Origin of the sequence: Nocardia sp. NPDC051929 (assembly GCF_044548645.1) — a bacterium.
Lineage (GTDB): Bacteria > Actinomycetota > Actinomycetes > Mycobacteriales > Mycobacteriaceae > Nocardia > Nocardia sichangensis.
In genome coordinates this window covers 102,096-121,061 of sequence record NZ_JBIUCG010000002.1, presented here as the reverse complement: position 1 = coordinate 121,061, position 18,966 = coordinate 102,096, and the positions used below count along the sequence as shown (strand labels likewise).

The 18,966-nt window shown below is 67.8% G+C and carries 18 protein-coding genes; 9 read left to right on the top strand and 9 right to left on the bottom strand.

Annotated features, from left to right (window positions below; translation table 11 throughout):
• Window positions 1-88: 88 nt before the first annotated feature.
• The 3 genes from ACIHAX_RS02690 to ACIHAX_RS02680 all read left to right on the top strand — a co-directional run bounded on the left by ACIHAX_RS02690 (window position 89) and on the right by ACIHAX_RS02680 (window position 2,800).
• The gene (locus tag ACIHAX_RS02690) at window positions 89-1,423 is read left to right on the top strand and encodes a helix-turn-helix domain-containing protein (protein WP_397275457.1); all 1,335 of its coding nucleotides are present in this window, start codon (window positions 89-91) and stop codon (window positions 1,421-1,423) included.
• Window positions 1,420-2,040 carry a GNAT family N-acetyltransferase gene (locus ACIHAX_RS02685; RefSeq protein WP_397275455.1) on the top strand — a complete coding sequence of 207 codons (621 nt, stop codon included), beginning with the start codon at window positions 1,420-1,422 and terminating at the stop codon, window positions 2,038-2,040. The genes ACIHAX_RS02690 and ACIHAX_RS02685 overlap by 4 nt, the downstream gene beginning before the upstream one ends.
• Window positions 2,041-2,566: 526 nt before the next feature.
• Window positions 2,567-2,800, top strand: a complete 234-nt coding sequence (locus ACIHAX_RS02680; RefSeq protein ID WP_397275453.1) for a hypothetical protein — start codon at window positions 2,567-2,569, stop codon at window positions 2,798-2,800.
• Window positions 2,801-2,897: 97 nt separating this feature from the next.
• Here ACIHAX_RS02680 and ACIHAX_RS02675 read toward each other — a convergent pair whose 3' ends face one another.
• Window positions 2,898-3,248, bottom strand: a complete 351-nt coding sequence (locus tag ACIHAX_RS02675) for a DUF6463 family protein (protein ID WP_397275451.1) — start codon at window positions 3,246-3,248, stop codon at window positions 2,898-2,900.
• A 30-nt stretch (window positions 3,249-3,278) separates the two neighbouring features.
• On the opposite strand from ACIHAX_RS02675, the gene ACIHAX_RS02670 reads away from it, so the two are divergent.
• Entirely contained in the window at window positions 3,279-3,902 is a 624-nt protein-coding gene (locus ACIHAX_RS02670; protein ID WP_364429210.1) for a TetR/AcrR family transcriptional regulator, read from the top strand.
• A gap of 122 nt (window positions 3,903-4,024) precedes the next feature.
• On the opposite strand, the gene ACIHAX_RS02665 is transcribed toward ACIHAX_RS02670, so the two are convergent.
• The 4 genes from ACIHAX_RS02665 to ACIHAX_RS02650 all read right to left on the bottom strand — a co-directional run bounded on the left by ACIHAX_RS02665 (window position 4,025) and on the right by ACIHAX_RS02650 (window position 8,200).
• Window positions 4,025-5,449, bottom strand: a complete 1,425-nt coding sequence (locus ACIHAX_RS02665) for a VWA domain-containing protein (protein WP_397275449.1) — start codon at window positions 5,447-5,449, stop codon at window positions 4,025-4,027.
• Window positions 5,450-5,595: 146 nt separating this feature from the next.
• On the bottom strand, window positions 5,596-6,480 hold the full coding sequence (locus ACIHAX_RS02660) for an AAA family ATPase (protein ID WP_397275447.1): 885 nt from the start codon (window positions 6,478-6,480) through the stop codon (window positions 5,596-5,598).
• Window positions 6,481-6,511: 31 nt separating this feature from the next.
• Window positions 6,512-7,486, bottom strand: coding sequence for an acyl-CoA thioesterase (locus tag ACIHAX_RS02655; protein WP_397275722.1), 975 nt, complete (start codon window positions 7,484-7,486; stop codon window positions 6,512-6,514).
• Between the two features lie 249 nt (window positions 7,487-7,735).
• The gene (locus tag ACIHAX_RS02650) at window positions 7,736-8,200 is read right to left on the bottom strand and encodes a nitroreductase family deazaflavin-dependent oxidoreductase (protein WP_397275445.1); all 465 of its coding nucleotides are present in this window, start codon (window positions 8,198-8,200) and stop codon (window positions 7,736-7,738) included.
• A 97-nt stretch (window positions 8,201-8,297) separates the two neighbouring features.
• On the opposite strand from ACIHAX_RS02650, the gene ACIHAX_RS02645 reads away from it, so the two are divergent.
• Window positions 8,298-8,912 (top strand): TetR/AcrR family transcriptional regulator, encoded by a 615-nt coding sequence (locus ACIHAX_RS02645; protein WP_397275443.1) that lies wholly within the window; start codon window positions 8,298-8,300, stop codon window positions 8,910-8,912.
• Window positions 8,913-9,160: 248 nt separating this feature from the next.
• Complete coding sequence (locus ACIHAX_RS02640) at window positions 9,161-9,571, top strand: hypothetical protein (RefSeq protein WP_364429228.1); 411 nt, start codon at window positions 9,161-9,163, stop codon at window positions 9,569-9,571.
• A gap of 72 nt (window positions 9,572-9,643) precedes the next feature.
• Here ACIHAX_RS02640 and ilvC read toward each other — a convergent pair whose 3' ends face one another.
• From ilvC to ACIHAX_RS02625, 3 genes are all read right to left on the bottom strand, one after another.
• Entirely contained in the window at window positions 9,644-10,645 is a 1,002-nt protein-coding gene (gene ilvC / locus ACIHAX_RS02635; protein WP_174372187.1) for a ketol-acid reductoisomerase, read from the bottom strand.
• A gap of 226 nt (window positions 10,646-10,871) precedes the next feature.
• Window positions 10,872-11,375 carry an acetolactate synthase small subunit gene (gene ilvN / locus ACIHAX_RS02630; protein WP_039799659.1) on the bottom strand — a complete coding sequence of 168 codons (504 nt, stop codon included), beginning with the start codon at window positions 11,373-11,375 and terminating at the stop codon, window positions 10,872-10,874.
• Window positions 11,372-13,306: an acetolactate synthase large subunit gene (locus ACIHAX_RS02625; protein ID WP_364429231.1), complete on the bottom strand. Its 1,935-nt coding sequence runs from the start codon at window positions 13,304-13,306 to the stop codon at window positions 11,372-11,374. Before ACIHAX_RS02625 ends, ilvN begins: the two co-directional genes overlap by 4 nt.
• 426 nt (window positions 13,307-13,732) lie before the next feature.
• On the opposite strand from ACIHAX_RS02625, the gene ACIHAX_RS02620 reads away from it, so the two are divergent.
• Complete coding sequence (locus ACIHAX_RS02620) at window positions 13,733-14,242, top strand: PH domain-containing protein (protein WP_355080632.1); 510 nt, start codon at window positions 13,733-13,735, stop codon at window positions 14,240-14,242.
• A 336-nt stretch (window positions 14,243-14,578) separates the two neighbouring features.
• The gene (ilvD, locus tag ACIHAX_RS02615) at window positions 14,579-16,420 is read left to right on the top strand and encodes a dihydroxy-acid dehydratase (RefSeq protein ID WP_397275440.1); all 1,842 of its coding nucleotides are present in this window, start codon (window positions 14,579-14,581) and stop codon (window positions 16,418-16,420) included.
• Between the two features lie 209 nt (window positions 16,421-16,629).
• Here ilvD and ACIHAX_RS02610 read toward each other — a convergent pair whose 3' ends face one another.
• Window positions 16,630-17,511 carry a DoxX family protein gene (locus ACIHAX_RS02610; RefSeq protein ID WP_355080636.1) on the bottom strand — a complete coding sequence of 294 codons (882 nt, stop codon included), beginning with the start codon at window positions 17,509-17,511 and terminating at the stop codon, window positions 16,630-16,632.
• 119 nt (window positions 17,512-17,630) lie between these two features.
• Between ACIHAX_RS02610 and ACIHAX_RS02605 the strand changes: the two genes are divergently transcribed.
• Window positions 17,631-18,737, top strand: coding sequence for a PQQ-dependent sugar dehydrogenase (locus ACIHAX_RS02605; protein WP_356961177.1), 1,107 nt, complete (start codon window positions 17,631-17,633; stop codon window positions 18,735-18,737).
• Window positions 18,738-18,966 lie beyond the last annotated feature (229 nt).

Sequence of the window (18,966 nt, the reverse complement as noted above, 5' to 3'; positions counted from 1 at the left end):
AGGCCAGGCATGCGATCCCAGTCACAGGACTCGCACAGAAGTAATACGCTTGCGCCAGCATGCTTTGCAGGGGCAACAGGGGGTGAGCATGATCGTCAGCAAGTGGACAAAGGTGGAGGTCAAAGCGCTTCGCTTGGCGGCCCTGCGGATGACGCAGGAGCAGTTCGCCGAGAAGATGGGCTTCACGACGGCGACAATTCGGAAGTGGGAGCGCGCAACCCACGCGAAGCCGGTGCGGAATGAGTCGGCTGAAGCGTTGGACACCGAGCTTGCTCGTCTCACTGATGAGCAGTGTGCCCGTTTCCGCGCCGAGATCAACTCCGTACACGAGGCCACGGTGCCCCTGGTTCACCAGCGCTTCGTCGGCATAGCGAGCGATAGCCTGGTCAGGGATGGTCGCGATAGCGCGCCGGAGGTCGAGGACATTGTGAAGCGACGTGAATTCGGGATGCTACTAGGTGCCGCCTACTTCGCGGCAGGTGGTGATCGAGCTCCAGCTCGAATCGGGATCGGCGACGCGCAAAGGCTCGACGCGCTTGCGGCCGAGTTCGGGCGGCGCGAGCAAGTCATTGGTGGTGCGGCCCTTGTGAGCGACGCCGTTCAAGGACTCGAGGCAGCTAAGCGCCTCTTGGACACCTGTGCGTTCTCCGAACAGGCGGGCCGCGCATTCATGAGTGCCGCAGGAGAGCTTGCGACGATTGCGGGTTGGCTGGCCTACGACGCCGATAGGTATCCGCTCGCCCGCAGCTGCTACGCCGACGCGTTCGCGCTGGCCAGCCAAGCCGGTGACGACCAACTGACCGTGCATGTCTGCCTCAACGCCGCGCAGATGGCGCTGTCGCGGCAGCGCACAGGCGAAGCGAATCCGCACCGTGCCCTGACTCTCGCAGGCCGCGCTCGGGCGCTCACACGCGGTCACGCACCGGGGCGAGTCCATGTCCTGATCGCGACACGCGAAGCGCAAGCGTACGGAGTCCTCGGCGACCGCACCGCGTTCGGAAAGGCCATGGCCATCGCTTGGCGGGAGCTTGATTTCGCGCTCGACCATGAGTCCCGTGAGGACTGCCCACCATGGTTGCGGTTCGTCAATGCCACCGAGATCAGAAGCCATGAAGCCCGCGGTTTCAGCCACTTGGGCGATCACGCGAAATCGGCAGACCTTTGTTCCGGGTTGGTTGTGGACAAGTCCAGTGCGCGTAACTCTGCGAACTATCGAGCAGGTTCCGCGGCGGCGCTGGCTGATCTGGGTGAGATCGGCGCTGCTATCGAAGAGGGCATGTCGGTTCTCGCCGACTTGGAGAACTCTGTGTCCTCCACCCGCACGCTGCGCCTGCTCGAACCAGTGCGGGTCGCGGCTGAAGGCCGGGACGAGGAATTTTCGACACGATTCGACGAGCTGGCGGAAAGGGCGATTACCGTATGACCTCCGAAGATTCCGCATTGTCTGACCTGAACTTTCAGCGCTACACCGCCGCGCAGGCACGCGAACTACGCGACGAGGTCGAAACCATCTTCCGAGACTCCTACGTTGACGCGATCGAGTCCGGTGAGGAGTTCGAATCTCCCGAAGCGTTCATGCACCGTTTCGACGCCTACACCGACCCCGCCCGCGCCGGTGCCTTCGAGCTGGTGATCGCCCGCCTCGACGGCGAACCCTGCGGCCAGGCATGGGGTTGGCCGCTCACTGCCAAGACCGCGTGGTGGGACGGACTGAAACTTGACGAGGGCGACCAAGCGTCCTTCACCGCCGAGAACGGCTCTCGCACATTCGCATTCAGCGAGATCATGGTGCGCAAGCAGTTTACGGGGAAGGGTATTGCGCGTGCCCTGCACGACGAACTACTCGAGGGTCGGCCGGAACAGCGCGCGACGCTGCTTGTCCGACCGGATAACCGCCGGGCGTATGACAACTATCGCCGCTGGGGGTGGCACCGCGTCGGCACACTGCGCCCGGATTGGCCCGATGCGCCGCGATTCGATGTTCTGATGCGCGATCTTCAACAGGCTCACGTGGACCAGCTGGGTACTGCTGCACACTGAGGAAAGAGCTGCGGCTGAGTCACGACGGCAACAGCTTCGCGATGAACTCCGTCAACTGCTTCTGCATAGGAGTGATTCCGGGCCAGCGCGGGGTAAAAACATTCTGGCAATTGGCATTTCACGAACCGCGGATCAACCGTTCGCACGCTTGCACATTGCTAACATCGGGCGGTCCGGGCAGTGGGGCGTATGAATCGGAGGGGAATGTATGAGCGGCGCATCGGGCTGCGATCGTGGGCAGAAGCGGGTCATGGCGTCGCGCCGTGTCTCGTACACATTGCCTGCCCTGGTGGCTACGGCGCTTATGTCGAGTGGGTGTGGGGCTGGTGGTACCGCTGCTCCCCGCCCGATCGTCACCACGGTCTACACCACCTCGAAGACCCCGGCTCGCACGACTCCGCCAACGACCACTACTACCCTGCCACCACCGACGACCACTCCTCGGATCATCCCGACTACGCCGGCCACCGACACCGCGCAGCCGATTCACGTCGGAATCTGTGTCGACCAGGCAACGGACACCCGGGTGATCGATGACCTGTGCGACAGCACCGAAAGCCGCTACGCCACCTTCTGGTACCGGCACACCGACGACCTGGTGTACCCGGCGGTCGGCGCCGCGGTGGCCTTGGCCGCCGGGACCTTCCTACGCCCAAGCGGAACCGTAGTTCACGATCGAGGCGTTCCGACCAGTGGCGGAACGATCCAGCGCGGCGTGCTCGGCCAGGGCCGCCCTGACATCGGCGGCGTCGGCTCGTAGTCCACTTGATAGCCGGTCGCAACTGCGATCTCGGTCAGGCTCGTGACGGCGCGAGACCGAGTCACGTCCGGTGAGATGTGGCCGAGCGGGGTCCGGTTCACCCTGCCGGGATCGCGGCGATGCGGCGACGGCGCACCCACCCACGGACGCCGATGGCCAGCGGTACCAGGACGGTGAGAAACCCTGACACCGGCTCGAATACGAGGCCGAACGCGGTGAGCACGGCGATCGCGGTGAGGATCGGCGCTGGTACGTAGCCGCGGGTTCGTTCCGTCTCGATCACGGCGATGCCGAAGCCGACGGCGGCGACGCCGAACGCGGTGAACCAGAAGGCGAGTTCGGTCTCCTCGCGACCGGTCGCCCAGATGACGCCGCCGAGCGCGGTATGTGCCGATCCGATGAATGTGAGCAGACTGCCCGTGATCGGGAACCCAGTTTTTGAATCCATATTCCGAAACCTTGCCTTAGGCTGTCCCCCATGGCAAGACCCCGGCGCTTCACCGATGAGCAGATCCTCGACGCCGCACGCGACTTGCTGGCCGATCCGGCGACGACCAGGCCGACCATCGCCGCGATCAGTGCCGCTTCCGGCGTCCACACCGGATCGATCTACGTGCGCTTCGCTTCCCGCGAAGAGTTGCTCGCACGACTGTGGCTGCGCTCGATCCAGCGCTTCCATATCGGATTCGTCGCCGCGCTGTCGGGAGCCGACCCACTGCTCGCCGCCGCGATGCACCTGCCGCGATATTGCCGCGAGCATCCCACCGAAGCTCGTGCGATGAAGATGTTCCGGCGCGAGGAACTGCTCGAAGTGGGCTCTGCCGAGTTGCGTGCGGATATCGCAGGAGTCAACGACCGGATGAACGACGCACTGCGTGCCGCCGTCGCGGCGGAATGCGGCGAGGCCGACGAGCATCACATGGCGATCGCGGTGGCTGCCGTCAAGGCGATTCCCTACGGGCTCGTCCGCGAATACATCGCGAACGCGGTGGCCATTCCGGACTGGGTCGACGACGTCACCGCTACCGCGACAGCCGCCGTTATCCACAAGCTGCGCCGGACTGGTGTTCAAGTAGGCGGCCGCAGCGCTGGTGGTAGTTGAGCAGGGCTTGGTGTTGTCGGCGACGCGCCAGCCGACCGAGCCCAGATGTGGTCAGCGGGACGGAGCGGTGGCAGTACCAGCCAGCTGAGCAGGCCAGATAAGACACCGTCGCAGCGGCCGACTCACGCTGGTAACAAACGCGCGATGACCTCGGTCAACTGCTTGACGTTTCGGCACTCGTGCATCGTGACGTTCGCCGCGTACACGTGGGCGGCGGAATCCCCCGTCGACCACGACCGCGACGGCTCCGGATTCAGCCAGTAGGCGTGTTTCGCCCGGTCGGCAATGGTCTGCACCGCAGCGAGATTCGGGTCCGTGCGGTTCGTGCGCCCGTCGCCGAGGATGAGAACCGACGTACGCGGACCGAGGGCCTCGGCGTAGTTGTCGAGAAACCCTTGAAAGGCCTCGCCGTAGTTCGAACTGCCGAAGCGGGCAACCTTGGTGGAGCGGATGATTCGGGCGGCGGTGCCGGGGGTCGGGGGTTCGCCGGGGGTGAAGAAGTGCGTGATCTCGTCGCAGGTGTCGACGAAGCCGAAGCTGCGGACCTTGCTGAACTGGTCTTGCAGGGCCTGGATCAGCTGAAGGGTGAATTCGGCGAAGCCGGTGACCGAGCCGGAGATGTCGGCGAGGACGACCAGGTCGGGGCGGCCGTGTTTGCGGGCGCGCAGAACCGGGTCGATGGGGACGCCTCCGGTGGCCATGGAGCGGCGCAGGGTGCGGCGTAGGTCGATCTGGCCGCGGACGGCTTTGCGGCGGCGGACGGCGAGGCGTGTGGCGAGTTTGCGGGCCAAAGGGTGGACCAGGCGACGCATTTCGGCGAGGTCCTGTTCGCGGGCGCCGAGGAAATCGATCTGGTCGGTGCTGGATTCGACGCCGCGGCGGGCGATGTATTCGGTGCCGCGCAGCTGTGCGGAGCGCAGGCGGGCCTCGGTTTGGACGGCGGTGCGGAAAGCGGCGAGGCGGCGGTTGGCCTCGATGGTGTGGACGGTGGTGTCGAGCTGGGAGGAGCCGTTCATGCCCGCCACGACGCGATCGATGAGTTCGTCCGGGCGTAGGGCTTTCATGGTCAGGTAAGAGGACCAGCCCGCGCCGGATGCGGTGGTGATCGGCGCGGTGGACTGCCCGGCGCCCGCGCCGCCGTAGCCGCCGAGTTCGGTCAGCGCCTGGCGGGCCAGTTCGGCGACCGACTCCGAATCGTCCTGTGCCAGTGTGGCAACGAGACGATCTCGCAGCGCTTCGATGGATTCGGGCGTCGACGGATCGACGGACTGTGGCTGTTGGGCGGTAAGGAAATACAGGTCGAAGAGTTGATCGAACACGGCGCGTTGACCATTGCGGCGCAGCAGGCAGGCGGCCATGCCGGAGCGCAAACGATTGCGATCATCGATTCCGAGGACGATCATCGCCTCAGCCGCGTCGATGGTTTCACTCGGCCCGGCGTTGATGCCGTGATCCCGCAGGAGTCCGACGAACTCGACGAGGCGATCGGTTATCGAGTCGGAGCCTCGGCGGCCCGTCTCGCCGAGGCGGTTTTCAGCGATGCTCATGCTCGACTCCGGCAACCTCGCGCCACAAGCAGCGCAATGATCCGCCCGGACGGTAAGTCCGGTTCGAGGGAGCAGACGCGCCGAGCCTCGGGGCGGGTTGGGTTGCGAACGGCAGGAGTGGCGCGAGCCCGAGGGGGCACTTCATCTCACCGTCCTCCTTGCTCGGCATCCAGATCGAGTCCGAGCCGCTCGATCGCCACGCGGTGGTCGGATTGATATTTCAACAGCACACCGAGCGTCGAGCGGACGACACCACCGGATAGATTGCGCGCACCCAGAGCGACCAGCGTCTTCGCCCAATCGACGGTTTCGGCGATCGACGGCGCTTTGCGCAACGAGAGCTGGCGCAACGCACCGACCACGCGGACCACCGGCTCTCCCAGCGCCTCGTCCAGCTCCGGAACCTTCATCCGCACGATCGCCCGCTCCAATTCCGCCGTCGGGTAATCGATGTGCAGGTACAGGCAGCGCCGCTTGAGCGCTTCGGACAGCTCGCGGTTGGCATTGGAGGTCACGAACACGAACGGCTTGCGCACCGCGGTGACGGTGCCGAGTTCGGGGATGCTCACCTGGTAGTCGCCGAGCACCTCGAGCAGCAGGCCTTCCAACTCCACATCGGCTTTGTCGAGTTCATCGATGAGCAGCACCGTGGAGCGCTGGTTACGGATGGCGGCCAGTAGCGGGCGCGCGAGGAGGAACTCTTCGGTGAAGACGTGGTCGCGGGTGCTGTCCCAGCCTTCGTCGTCCGAGGCGGTGATGCGCAGCAGCTGCTTGGCGTGGTTCCACTCGTAGAGGGCGCGGGCCTCGTCGATGCCCTCGTAACACTGCAGCCGCACCAGGTCGGACGTGGTCGCCGCGGCGACGGCCTTGGCCAGCTCGGTCTTGCCGACGCCCGCCGGGCCCTCGATCAGCAGGGGCTTGCCGAGGTGGCCCGCGAGGAACACGGCGGTGGCGATATCGAGGGACGGGAGGTACCCGGCCTCGGTGAGACGCCCGGTCACCTCGTCCACCGACGCGAAGAACTTACTCATCGGTAACTAGTCTAGACCGGGCGCTTGGGCCTCAGCTCGGCGCAGGTATGCGGAAATGGCTCGGCTCGGCGTCGGACGGCACGGCGCTCGCCACAGTGAACGGCTCGACCAGCGAGCGCAGTTCGATGAGGTGCCTGGCGTGCGCGTCCAGCGCGCGATCCTCCTCGGAGACCGGCTCCCACTGCGGCACCGGCCGTGCTTTGCCCTCGCCGTCAAGCGCGACGACCACGGCGAGACCGTGCGCGGCGAGCGCGGGCTCGTCGGAGTGGGCGTCGGTGGAGGTCACGTGCACGCTGACGTGCATGCTGCGCGGGCCGGTGTGGATCAGCCGCGCGGTGACCTCGACGACATGGCCGATGACGATCGGCCGGTAGAAGCGGATGCCGCCGAAGTACGAAGTGATGACCCGCTGCCCGGCCCAGTCCGCACCGCAGACGTAGGCCGCTTCATCGATCCACCGCATCGTGCGGCCGCCGTGCACCTTGCCGCCCCAGTTGATGTCCGACGGCGCGGCCAGGAACCGCAGTGTGGCGCTCGGCGCGGTGCCCGCCGACGTGTACCGCTGCGCGGCCATCGCCTCCTCGATCAGCTTGCGCACCGAGACCCGGGCTCGCGCCTGGCGGTGCCGCTGCAATTCCAGCAGCGTGGCGGGATTCCATTGCGGCACTTCCACGGTGCGCCGGTCGTCGTCCACGGCGACGAAGATCGTCAGGCATTGCGCCGACTGCACCGGCTGCACCCGGGTGGGGTCGGTCGAATAGACGGTGACCAGGATGTGCATGCTGGTGCGCCCGGTGTGGACCAGATTCGCATGCAATTCGACCAGCTCGCCGACCGCGATCGGCCGATCGAGATGGATGTTCCCGACGTAGGCGGTGACGCAGTAGCGGCCGCTCCACTGGGCCGCCGCCGCGTAGGCGACCTTGTCGATCCATTCCAGGAGTTTGCCGCCGTCGACCGATCCGACGATGCCCGCGTCGTCGGGCTTCACGAGAAATCGGTGGATCGCCTCGGGTCGGCGGCCGGCCGAGGTCGGGATGGTCACGGTGCGGTCGAGTTTTATCGAGTGGGCCACGGTGCGGAATCCGTTCGGACAGGGAATCTCCGGATGTACATTTCTCCGACCTCGTTGTCCGGGAGAACCCTAGGCCCCAGCCGCCGTACGAGCGAGTAACCAGACGGTCGCTACACCGCGCGGCGGCGGGAGAGCGATCCGGACGGCGCGAAACGGACCCGGGCGACGACCCGGCCCGCCTCAGACCGGGCTCAGACGAACGATCACGTACCCATTCGCCATGGCTCGCCGCAGATCGTCGCGATCGACCGTCCCGTCCGGCTCCAGTTCGATGCCCGCGTAGCGCCCGTGGATCGGATTCGCCGACACCACCACCGGAGCGAGCGCGGCGAGCCGGGCCTCGTCGGCGATCACTTCGGCTCTGGCACGAATCTCGCTGCCGCGCAGCCGAACACGCACGGCTTCACCGTCGCGGAGATTGCGCCGCCACCCGGCCGTCGTGCCGACGAGCAGCGCTCCGTCATGGTTGGCATATCCGACCGGATTGGTGTACTCGCGCCCCGATTTCCTCCCGAGCACCGTGACCAGCAGCAACCTGCCGCTGAGCACCCGATGCAGCGGAGACCGGAGCAACGACCTGACGACCGCGTCCCCGGTGCGCTGGATACGCGATTGGGACGGTCGCACCGAAGCCTGGCTGGACATATCGGTCACCTCCAAGATATTTACTGAGTATCTACTCAGAAAATACGACCGCGTCGGGCATACTGCAAGGGGGGACGAACGAACGATCGGAGGATTCGTGACGGCATCCGGCCGGGTCGAAGGACGCCGCCGTGGGCGTCCCTCGACGGGCGTCCGCGACGCGGTGATCGCCGCCGCGGAGCGAATCCTCGCCGAGGAGGGTGTGGCGCGGCTGTCCACGAAAGGGGTCGCCGACCGCGCCGGTGTCGCCGAGTCGAGCATCTTCTATCACTTCCGCGACCGGACCGGGCTGTTGCAGGCGGTGGTCCAGCGACACCTGCGACCGGTCAAGGACGTCCTCGGCGACGTCGACGCGCACCGAGACCTGCGGGCCGATCTCGTCGCCCTGATGGAGGCGCTGGAAGATTTCTTCGTCGCCACGATCCCCGTCGCCGCCGCGATCCAATCCGACGCCGAACTACGCGCGCGCTACCTCGACCGCGCCCAGGAGACGGACATCGGTCCGCACCGCGCGGTGGACGCGATGCAGGCGCGGCTCGCGGCCGCGCAGCCCTCTGCCTCGAGCGCCGTAAATCTGCGCGCGGCAGCGCTGCTGCTGGTGGGCGCGGCGCATCAGCGCGCGCTGCAACGCCACCTGAGCCCAGCGAGCGCGTTCACGTCACTGCCGTCGCCTGCGGACATAGTGGACACGGTGCTGCCGCTGTTCGGTTGATCCAGGGTGCGGCGATAGGGGAACTCCCTAATACCGCGGTTCGATTTGCCCCGCAGGGGAGAGAACACCCGTGACCTTCGGCGGCGAGTGCGCAAGAGTGTAGCTATGCAGTCGCTGTGCCGTCGGTAAGCGCGACCGCGAAGCAGTGACCGTAGATCCAAGATCTGTCTGCGGGGGTGGGCCGTGGGCGGACCCCGCAACGGGGGATGGCGGGCGGAGACGCTCGCCGCAGACTGAAAGGATTTACGTTGTTCTCGTCAATCAGCGCACGCCGTATCTTTCGCGTGGCCGTCGCCGGTGCGATCGCCGCGATTCCGTTGACCGCGCTGGCGATGCCCGCCTCCGCCACCCCGAGCACACCCGGGGTCACTCCGGCTTACAACCAGTGCGCCTTCGGCCCGTTCCAGGACTGGAGTTGCAACAACAACGTCTTGGTCGACAAACCGCACTACGGCGCACCACCTTATGGCCGCGGTCCTGGCTGGGGCCAGGGTGGTGGCTGGGGCGGCGGAGGCTGGAACCAGGGCTGGGGCGACGGAGGCTGGAACCAAGGCTGGGGCGGAGGCTGGAACCAGGGCTGGGGCCAGGGCGGGGGCTGGGGCCAAGGCGGCGGCTGGGGTCAGGGTTTCCCGGGCACAGGCTCGTTCGGCAGCAGTTAGAAACTCCGCGAAAGACGCCGGTGGCCCGCTCCGGAACTCCGGAGCGGGCCACCGCGCGAATCGGCCTGGCTATCAGGCGGTCTCGGTGATCGGGCGATCGACCCAGCTCATCAGGCCGCGCAGCTTGGCGCCGGTGACCTCGATCGGGTGCTCGGCGTTCTTCTTGCGCAGCGCCTCGAGCTCTTTGTTGCCGCCCTCGACGTTGGCGACCAGACGCTTGACGAAGCTGCCGTCCTGGATGTCCTTGAGGATGTCCTGCATGCGCTTCTTGGTGTCGGCGTCGATGACCCGCGGGCCCGACAGGTAGCCGCCGAACTCGGCGGTGTCGGAGACCGAGTAGTTCATCCGCGCGATGCCGCCCTCGTACATCAGGTCGACGATCAGTTTCAGCTCGTGCAGCACCTCGAAGTAGGCCATCTCCGGCGCGTAACCGGCCTCGACCATGACCTCGAAACCGGTCTTCACCAGTTCCTCGGTGCCGCCGCACAGCACGGCCTGCTCACCGAACAGGTCGGTCTCGGTCTCTTCCTTGAAGGTGGTCTTGATGACGCCCGCGCGGGTGCCGCCGATGCCCTTGGCGTAGGACAGCGCCAGCGCCTGGCCCTCGCCCTTCGGGTCCTGGTCGATCGCGATCAGCGCGGGAACGCCCTTGCCGTCGACGAACTGACGACGCACCAGGTGGCCCGGGCCCTTCGGGGCGACCATGCCGATGGTGACGTTGGCGGGCGGCTTGATCAGGCCGAAGTGGATGTTGAGGCCGTGGCCGAAGAACAGCGCGTCGCCGTCCTTCAGGTTCGGCTCGATGTCGTTGGTGAAGATCGACGCCTGCGCGGTGTCGGGCGCGAGCACCATGATGACGTCCGCCCACTCCGAGACCTCGGCGGGCGTGCCGACGGTCAGGCCCGCCTCCTCGGCCTTCGGACGCGACTTCGAACCCTCGGCCAGACCGACGCGGACCTCGACGCCCGAGTCGCGCAGGCTCAGCGAGTGCGCGTGCCCCTGGCTGCCGTAGCCGATGACAGCGACCTTGCGGCCCTGGATGATCGACAGGTCGGCATCGTCGTCGTAGAACATCTCGACTGCCACTGTGGTTCCTTCCGGGATCATCCCCGCGCGAGGCGGGGCACACCGGCTTGCGCCGGTGCGGATTTACGTTGTTCTGGATCGGATCACCCCCGCAGCCGCGGGAGGGGATCATTCCCGCGTGAGCGGGGAGGCGGCACGCCAACCGTCGATCGCAGAAAGACTAGCGTGTGGCCGCCGCTGCGCGGTCGGCCCCATCGGTATGCCGCTCGTCAGCTCATCGGGTGGCGGTGATGGACTTCGGTCCGCGCCCCACCGCGACGACACCGGACTGCACGATCTCCCGGATGCCGTACGGTTCGAGCATCCGCAGCAGCGCGTCGAGCTTGGACCGGGTTCCGGTCGCCTCGACGGTGAGCGCGTCCGGCGACACGTCGATGACCTTCGCGCGGAACAGCCCCACGGCCTCGATCACCTGGGTCCGCACGCTGGCGTCGGCGCGCACCTTCACCAGGATCAGTTCGCGGGCCACCGAGCTGTCGGAATCCTGCTCCACGATCTTGATGACGTTCACCAGCTTGTTGAGCTGCTTGGTGACCTGCTCCAGCGGCAGGTCTTCGACGGTGACGACGATGGTCATGCGCGAGATCTCGGGGAGCTCGGTGCCACCGACCGCCAGCGACTCGATGTTGAAGCCGCGGCGGGAGAACAGCGCCGCGACCCGTGCCAGCACGCCCGGTTTGTCCTCGACGAGAACGCTGAGGGTATGCGTGGTACTCATCCGTTGTTCACCTTGTTCTGTTCGTGCGACATCGCCGTGTGGATGACCGCGGGCTCGGAGGCCTGCTCGTCGTCGTCGAACAGCGGGCGGATGCCGCGAGCGGCCATGATCTCGTCGTTGCTGGTGCCCGCGGCGACCATCGGCCACACCTGGGCGTCCTTGCCGACGATGAAGTCGATCACCACGGGACGGTCGTTGATGGACTGCGCCTCGCGGATCGCGGCCTCCACGTCCTCCTCGCGCTCCACCCGGATGCCGTGGCAGCCGAGGGCTTCGGCGAGCTTCACGAAGTCGGGGATGCGCAGGGTGTGCGTGCCCAGGTCGGTGTTGGAGTAACGCTCCTGGTAGAACAGCGTCTGCCACTGGCGCACCATGCCGAGGTTGCCGTTGTTGATCAGCGCGACCTTGATCGGGACGCCCTCGACGGCGCAGGTGGCCAGCTCCTGGTTGGTCATCTGGAAGCAGCCGTCACCGTCGACCGCCCACACCTCTTTGTCCGGCGCGCCCATCTTGGCGCCCATGGCCGCCGGGACGGCGTAGCCCATGGTGCCCAGGCCACCGGAGTTCAGCCAGGTGCGCGGCTTCTCGTACTTGATGAACTGGGCGGCCCACATCTGGTGCTGGCCGACGCCCGCGCAGTAGATCGCGTCGGGTCCGGCCAGGCGGCCGAGCGCCTCGATGACGAACTCCGGCGACAGCGAACCGTCCGCGGGCGGGGTCCAGCCCAGCGGGTAGGCGTCGCGCACGCCGTCGAGGTAGGTCCACCAGTCGGTCAGCGCCAGCGGCAGCGCGTCGCCCGCCGAAGGGTCGGCCTTCAGTGTCTCGATGAGCTCGACGATCACCTCGCGGCAGTCGCCCACGATCGGGACGTCGGCGTGGCGGTTCTTGCCGATCTCGGCCGGGTCGATGTCGGCGTGGATGACCTTGGCGCCGGGCGCGAAGGAGTCCAGCTGACCGGTGACGCGGTCGTCGAACCGCGCGCCCAGGGTGATCAGCAGATCCGACCGCTGCAACGCGGCGACCGCGCCCACGGTGCCGTGCATGCCGGGCATGCCCATGTTCAGGCGGTGGCTGTCGGGGAACGCGCCGCGCGCCATCAGCGTGGTGACCACGGGGATGCCGGTGAGCTCGGCCAGTTGCAGCAGCTCGGCCGAGGCGTCGGCCTTGATCACGCCGCCGCCGACGTAGAGCACGGGAGCCTTGGCTTCCATGATCATCCGCGCGGCCTCGCGCACCTGCTTGCCGTGCGGCTTGGTGACCGGACGGTAGCCGGGCAGCCGCATCTCCGGCGGCCAGGTGAAGGTGGTCTGCGCCTGCAGCACGTCCTTCGGGATGTCGACCAGCACGGCGCCGGGACGGCCCGAGGCGGCGAGGTAGAACGCTTCCGCGATGATGCGCGGGATGTCGACGCCCTCGGTGATCAGGAAGTTGTGCTTGGTGATCGGCATGGTGATGCCGGAGATATCGGCTTCCTGGAACGCGTCGGTGCCGATCAGGCCGCGGCCGACCTGGCCGGTGATGGCGACGATCGGGACGGAGTCCATCTGCGCGTCGGCGATCGGGGTGACCAGGTTGGTCGCGCCGGGGCCGGATGTGGCCATACACACACCGACCTTGCCGGTCGCCTGGGCGTAACCGGTGGCGGCGTGGCCCGCGCCCTGCTCGTGGCGGACGAGCACATGGCGCACCTTGGTGGAATCGAAAAGCGGGTCGTAGACGGGAAGGATCGCGCCGCCCGGAATGCCGAATACGGTGTCGACGCCGAGCTCCTCGAGCGACCGGATGACCGACTGCGCGCCGGTGACCCGCTCGGGCGGGAGCTGGCGGCGGTTGGCCGCGGACGTCGCGTTGGCAGCGGGCGTGGCCTGCTGATTCGCCGAAGGCGCTGGCCTACGGGCCGAAGGCCCGGGCCGTGCGGTAGGTGCGCTCACCGTCTTCGTTCCTTACTGGTTGTGGTTCCGACCCCGGATGTTGTGTCAGCGGTGTCTTGCGCTTCGCCATGCCGGACATTAGTCCGAACATAAAAAAGCCCCCGACAGCGCAGGGCTGATCGAGGGTGGCGCGTCGCAACGCGAGCTGACGTATTCGACTCAGTGTGTCAGGCTCAACGCTGGACGCGCCGGCCGATTACGAGCAACTCGTTTCGATTCACGCGCACGACGTTAAGCGGGTGTGAACCGAAGAGTCAAACAGATGACCCCGTGTGTCCCATTATGTGGGAGAGTGCGGTTGCTTGTGTCCGTTCATCAGGATGCGAGGATGGTGGTGTGTCATCACCGCATCAGTCCGTGCCACCGTCTGAATCGTCCCACACACCCGCGGGGACGACGGATACGGGTGGCGCCTCGGACGCCCATGTGATCCGCATCCCACGGCTGGCGTTCCTGGGCGTATTCATCCTGCTGATGTGCGTGTTCTTCCCCTTCGTCGGCTGGCCCGCCGGACTGTGGTGGCTGCTGCTGATCCCCGTCGCGGTGCTGGCTTGGGTGCTGCGGACGCAGACCGGCGTCTCGGATGCGGGGCTGGATTTGCGGACGCTGTTCGGCTCCCGCCACCTCGACTGGGCACAGGTGAAGGGTGTGCGAATCCCGAAGCGTGGATACGTGCGCGCCGACCTGACCGACGGCAGCGAAGTGAAGTTGCCCGCGGTGAGTTATGACCGGCTGCGCGATCTGGCCGCTTTCTCCGGCGGACGGATTCCGGACCCGTTCGCGGAGCCGAGGGAACCCGCGACGGGAGAGTCCCCCGCCGAACCCTCGGACGCGAGTAGCGGGACCTCGAATACCGAGGGCGATCCGGCGACCAATGGCTTGGCGAAGTCCGGCGAGAACGCCGAAGAAGGCACGCGACGCGACAGCGCGACGTAGCGAGTTCGGTCACACCGACCGACGCTCCAGTTGCCCGGCTCGAGCCCCATCGCGCCGAAGCGGAACATTCGCCGCCGTTGGGAGGTTGCGGTCGAGTGATGGGATGATTTCCCCGGAGCACTGATCCTCCTCGTCCCCACCCCGACGTTCCGGTACCTCCGGCGTCACCGTCGTCGCCCGCGACACCACGCACCGGCGACACACCCGACCCGGCCGACCGCGATGAGACGCCACACCACCCAGCAGGTGGGCACGCCCACCGGGAGTAACGTGGTGCTCCGCCGAGCACGCTCTGCGCCGTCGCACGTCAGCCCCCGCGACCCGAGGACCATCGAAATGCCACCGCTTCGTTCACGAACCACGACCATCGGCCGCAATGCCGCAGGCGCACGCGCACTCTGGCGCGCCACCGGCATGACCGACACCGACTTCGGCAAGCCCATCGTCGCCATCGCGAACTCCTACACCCAGTTCGTCCCCGGCCATGTGCATCTGAAGAACGTCGGCGAGATCGTGGCCGACGCGGTGCGCGCCGCCGGTGGCGTGCCGCGCGAATTCCACACCATCGCCGTCGACGACGGCATCGCGATGGGTCACGGCGGCATGCTCTACTCGCTGCCCTCGCGCGAGATCATCGCCGACTCCGTCGAGTACATGGTCAACGCGCACACCGCCGACGCGCTGGTCTGCATCTCCAACTGCGACAAGATCACCCCGGGCATGCTCAATGCGGCCATGCGGCTGAACATTCCGGCGGTGTTCGTCTCCGGCGGGCCGATGGAAGCGGGCAAGGCCGTCGTCGTCGGCGGGGTCGCGCAGGCGCCGACCGACCTGATCACCGCGATCTCCGCGAGCGCGAATCAGGCGGTGTCGGAGGAAGGTCTGTCCGAGGTCGAGCGCTCCGCGTGCCCGACCTGCGGTTCCTGCTCCGGCATGTTCACCGCGAACTCGATGAACTGCCTCACCGAGGCACTGGGTCTGGCGCTGCCCGGCAACGGCTCCACCCTCGCGACGCACGCCGCGCGCCGGGCGCTGTTCGAGCGGGCGGGCACCGTGGTGGTGGACATCGCCAACCGCTGGTACCGCGAAGACGACGCGTCCGTGCTGCCGCGCAACGTCGCCGACGCCAAGGCTTTCCGCAACGCGATGGCGCTGGACGTGGCGATGGGCGGTTCGACCAACACCGTGCTGCATACGCTCGCCGCCGCGCGGGAAGGCGAGGTCGACTTCGATCTGCACACCATCGAGGAGATCAGCCGCCGGGTGCCCACGCTGTCGAAGGTGTCGCCCAACTCCGACTACCACATGGAGGACGTGCACCGCGCGGGCGGCATCCCCGCGATCCTCGGCGAGCTGCGCCGGGCGGGCCTGCTGGAGACCGACGTCACCACGGTGCACACCGCGAGCCTCGACGAATGGCTCGACACCTGGGACATCCGCTCGGGCAAGGCCTCTCAGGAAGCCATCGAACTCTTCCACGCCGCCCCGGGCGGGGTGCGCACCACCGAGCCGTTCTCCACCGACAACCGCTGGTCGTCGCTGGACACCGACGCCGAGGGCGGCTGCATCCGCGACCTCGAGCACGCCTACACCAAGGAAGGCGGCCTGGTCGTGCTGCGCGGCAACATCGCGCCCGACGGCGCGGTGCTCAAGACCGCGGGCATCGACGAGGAGTTGTTCTCCTTCCAGGGGCCCGCGGTGGTGGTGGACTCGCAGGAGGAGGCCGTGTCGGTCATCCTCGGCAAGAAGATCAAGCCCGGCGACGTGATCGTGGTCCGCTACGAAGGGCCCGCGGGCGGCCCCGGCATGCAGGAGATGCTGCACCCGACCGCCTTCCTGAAAGGCTCCGGCCTCGGCAAGGAGTGCGCGCTGATCACCGACGGCCGCTTCTCCGGCGGCACTTCGGGCCTGTCGATCGGGCACATCTCCCCCGAGGCGGCCAGCGGCGGTGTCATCGGCCTGATCGAGAACGGCGACCAGATCCGCATCGACGTGACCAGCCGCACGCTCGAGGTCCTCGTCGACGATGCGGCGCTCGCCGAGCGCCGCGCGAAGATGGAAGCCTCCGAACGGCCGTGGCAGCCGGTCAACCGCGATCGTCCGGTGACGACCGCGCTGCGGGCGTACGCCGCGATGGCGACCTCGGCCGACAAAGGCGCTGTCCGCCACGTGCCCTAGGCTTCCCGCCTCTCCGAATCTCGAGGCCGTACGAGTTCGGTGCGACAGGACCTGGTCTCAGGTCCTGCGTCAGGTGGGTCACGGTTTTTGGGCGTACCCGGCGAGTTACCCATGTCCATGCGAAATCAGTTGTCACGGGCAGCCTCAGGTGTCGAACGACGGAGGCCCTTCTTCCCGTTGCGGGATGAAGGGCCTCTTGTTCGTCCTGATCAGTCGAAGGGGCCGATGCCCGTCAGTGGGTTGCCGCCGTGCAGGTACCAGTACGCGCCGACCGCGGCCGCCACAGCGAGAAGCAGGATGACGAAGGAGCCGGAGGCGGGGCGGATGGCCCAGCCACGGTTGCGGTCGAAGGACAGGCGACCGGGGCCGGTCAGGATGATGACGGCCGAGACGCCCGCGAGGACGCTCTCGTATTCCACCGCTCCCGGACCGGCTTTGTACTGGAACCCGGGGGCCATGCCCTGCTTCCAGGCCCAGGCGTCCAGGATGACCGCGAGCACCGCACCGGCCGCCAGCGGAGTCAGCAGGCCGAGGATCAGCAGCGCACCGCCGCCGACCTCGCCCGCTGTCACCAGGAGTGCGGACACGCTCGGGTGGTCCCAGCCGCCGCGCTCCATCATGTCGCGGGTGCCGTCCAGGCCGGGGCCATGGAACCAGCCGGTCAGCTTCTGCAGGCCGTGGTAGAGGAAAGTGGCGCCGACGACCAAGCGGAGCAGCAACAGTCCGAGATCGAGCGTGCCGCGGCGGACCTCGCCGTTGCGGCGACGTAGACGCGCGGTGTCGCTCGGCGGGGCCGGGGCGGGTGGGATGCTGGCGTAGTCGTAGGTGGGCGCCGCTGTCGCGCCCGCAGCGGTTCTGTTCGCGCCGGTGGTGGGGACCTCGGGCTCGAGCCCGAGTTCTTCCTCGGTGCGCGGGACGTCCTTGGACAGCTGCGGCCGCTGGGCCGGATCCACCCGCTCGAACTGCTCGGTCGGCGAATCGTACGGGCTGGTCACTCCCCGACCGGTGGACGACACCGCCGCCTGCTCGGCCGTGGAAGGAGCGGCGTTCCCGGCCTCGGATTCGGGCGTGTCTTTCGGCTTGTCGGTCACGGCCAATACCCTATGCCGCACCGCACCGGGGCGGGCAAGTACAGCGCGGCGTGTCAGTGCGCGCGCGACACCCCCACCCGGAAGGGCGCGGGCGACGGAATTTCCGTAACGTCTGGGCTATGAGTTTGGTTGTCGTGGGCCGCGTCGCGGCGAGCTTGGCGCTCGGCTCCGTCCTGCTGGTCGGCTGCGCCCGGTTCGACGATTCGGCGTCCAGTCCGTTCACTCCGGAACCGACCCTGCACGGAGCCAACATCGACCCGAAGAAACCGAGCCAGCCGCCCACCTCGACCACCCGGCCGAGCGGCCCGTGCATCGATCCCGACCCCGCGGTGGTGGCCACCTGCCTGGACACCACCGGCGGCTTGGTCGCGCTTCCCGACGGCGCGCTGGTCGCCGAGCGCAGGACCGGGCGGATCCTGAAGGTGGTGCCCGACCAGCCGCCGGTCGAGATCGCCCGCCTGGACGTGGACGGCTCCGGCGACGGCGGCCTCAGCGACATCGCGCTGTCCCCGACCTACAACGAAGACGGCCTGATGTACGCGTACATCACCACCGGCAGCGACAACCGGGTGGTCCGCATCGCCGAAGGCGGCTCACCGAAGGACGTGCTCACCGGAATCCCGAAGGGCTCCAGCGGAAATCACGGCGCGATCGAATTCGCCTCGTCCGACCAGATGCTCGTGCTGACCGGCGACGCGGGCAATCCCGGCGCGGCCGCCTCGGCCGGCTCCCTCGCGGGCAAGCTGCTGCGCGTGAACTCCCCGGTGCCCGGCCGCACACTCACGCCGGAAGTCGCCGTCTCGGGCATCGGGACCGCCGGGGACGTGTGCCGGGACAGCAAGGACAGCATCTGGATCACCGACCGCACCGCCGCCGAGGACCGGCTGCAGCGACTCGGCGGCGATGGCGTGGTCACCACCATGTGGACCTGGCCGGATCGGCCCGGCGTCGCCGGGTGCGCCGCCGCCTCGGACGGTGTCGCGATCTCGATGACCCGCGCGAAGGCCCTCGCCATCGCCGCCGCCGACCCCACCACCCACGCGGTCACCGCGACGCCGACGCTGACCGCGCAGGACAAGTACGGGCAACTCGGCGGCGCGGCGGTCGGCGCCGACGGAACCATCTGGGTGACCACGGTGAACAAGACCGACGGCCAGCCGGGACCGTTCGACGACCGCGTCGTCCGCATCCCGCCCCCGCAGGCCGGAGGCGGCGGACCGGACTGAGTTGTCGGCCGCGACTTCGTCGCGGCGTGTTCGCGGCCCCCTCTTGGCTCGCGTCCGAGCGACCGCCGCTGGCGACTTCGTCGCGGACGCGGCGGCCGCTCGGACGCGAGCCGGGCCGCGAACGGCGCATGCTCGGTCTCGCTTCGCTCGAAAGACGTGGTCGAGGTGCGCTGGGCGCGGACGGCGGTAACCGCGTGGCCTCAGGCTCCGCCTCGGCAAGGTGTGCTGG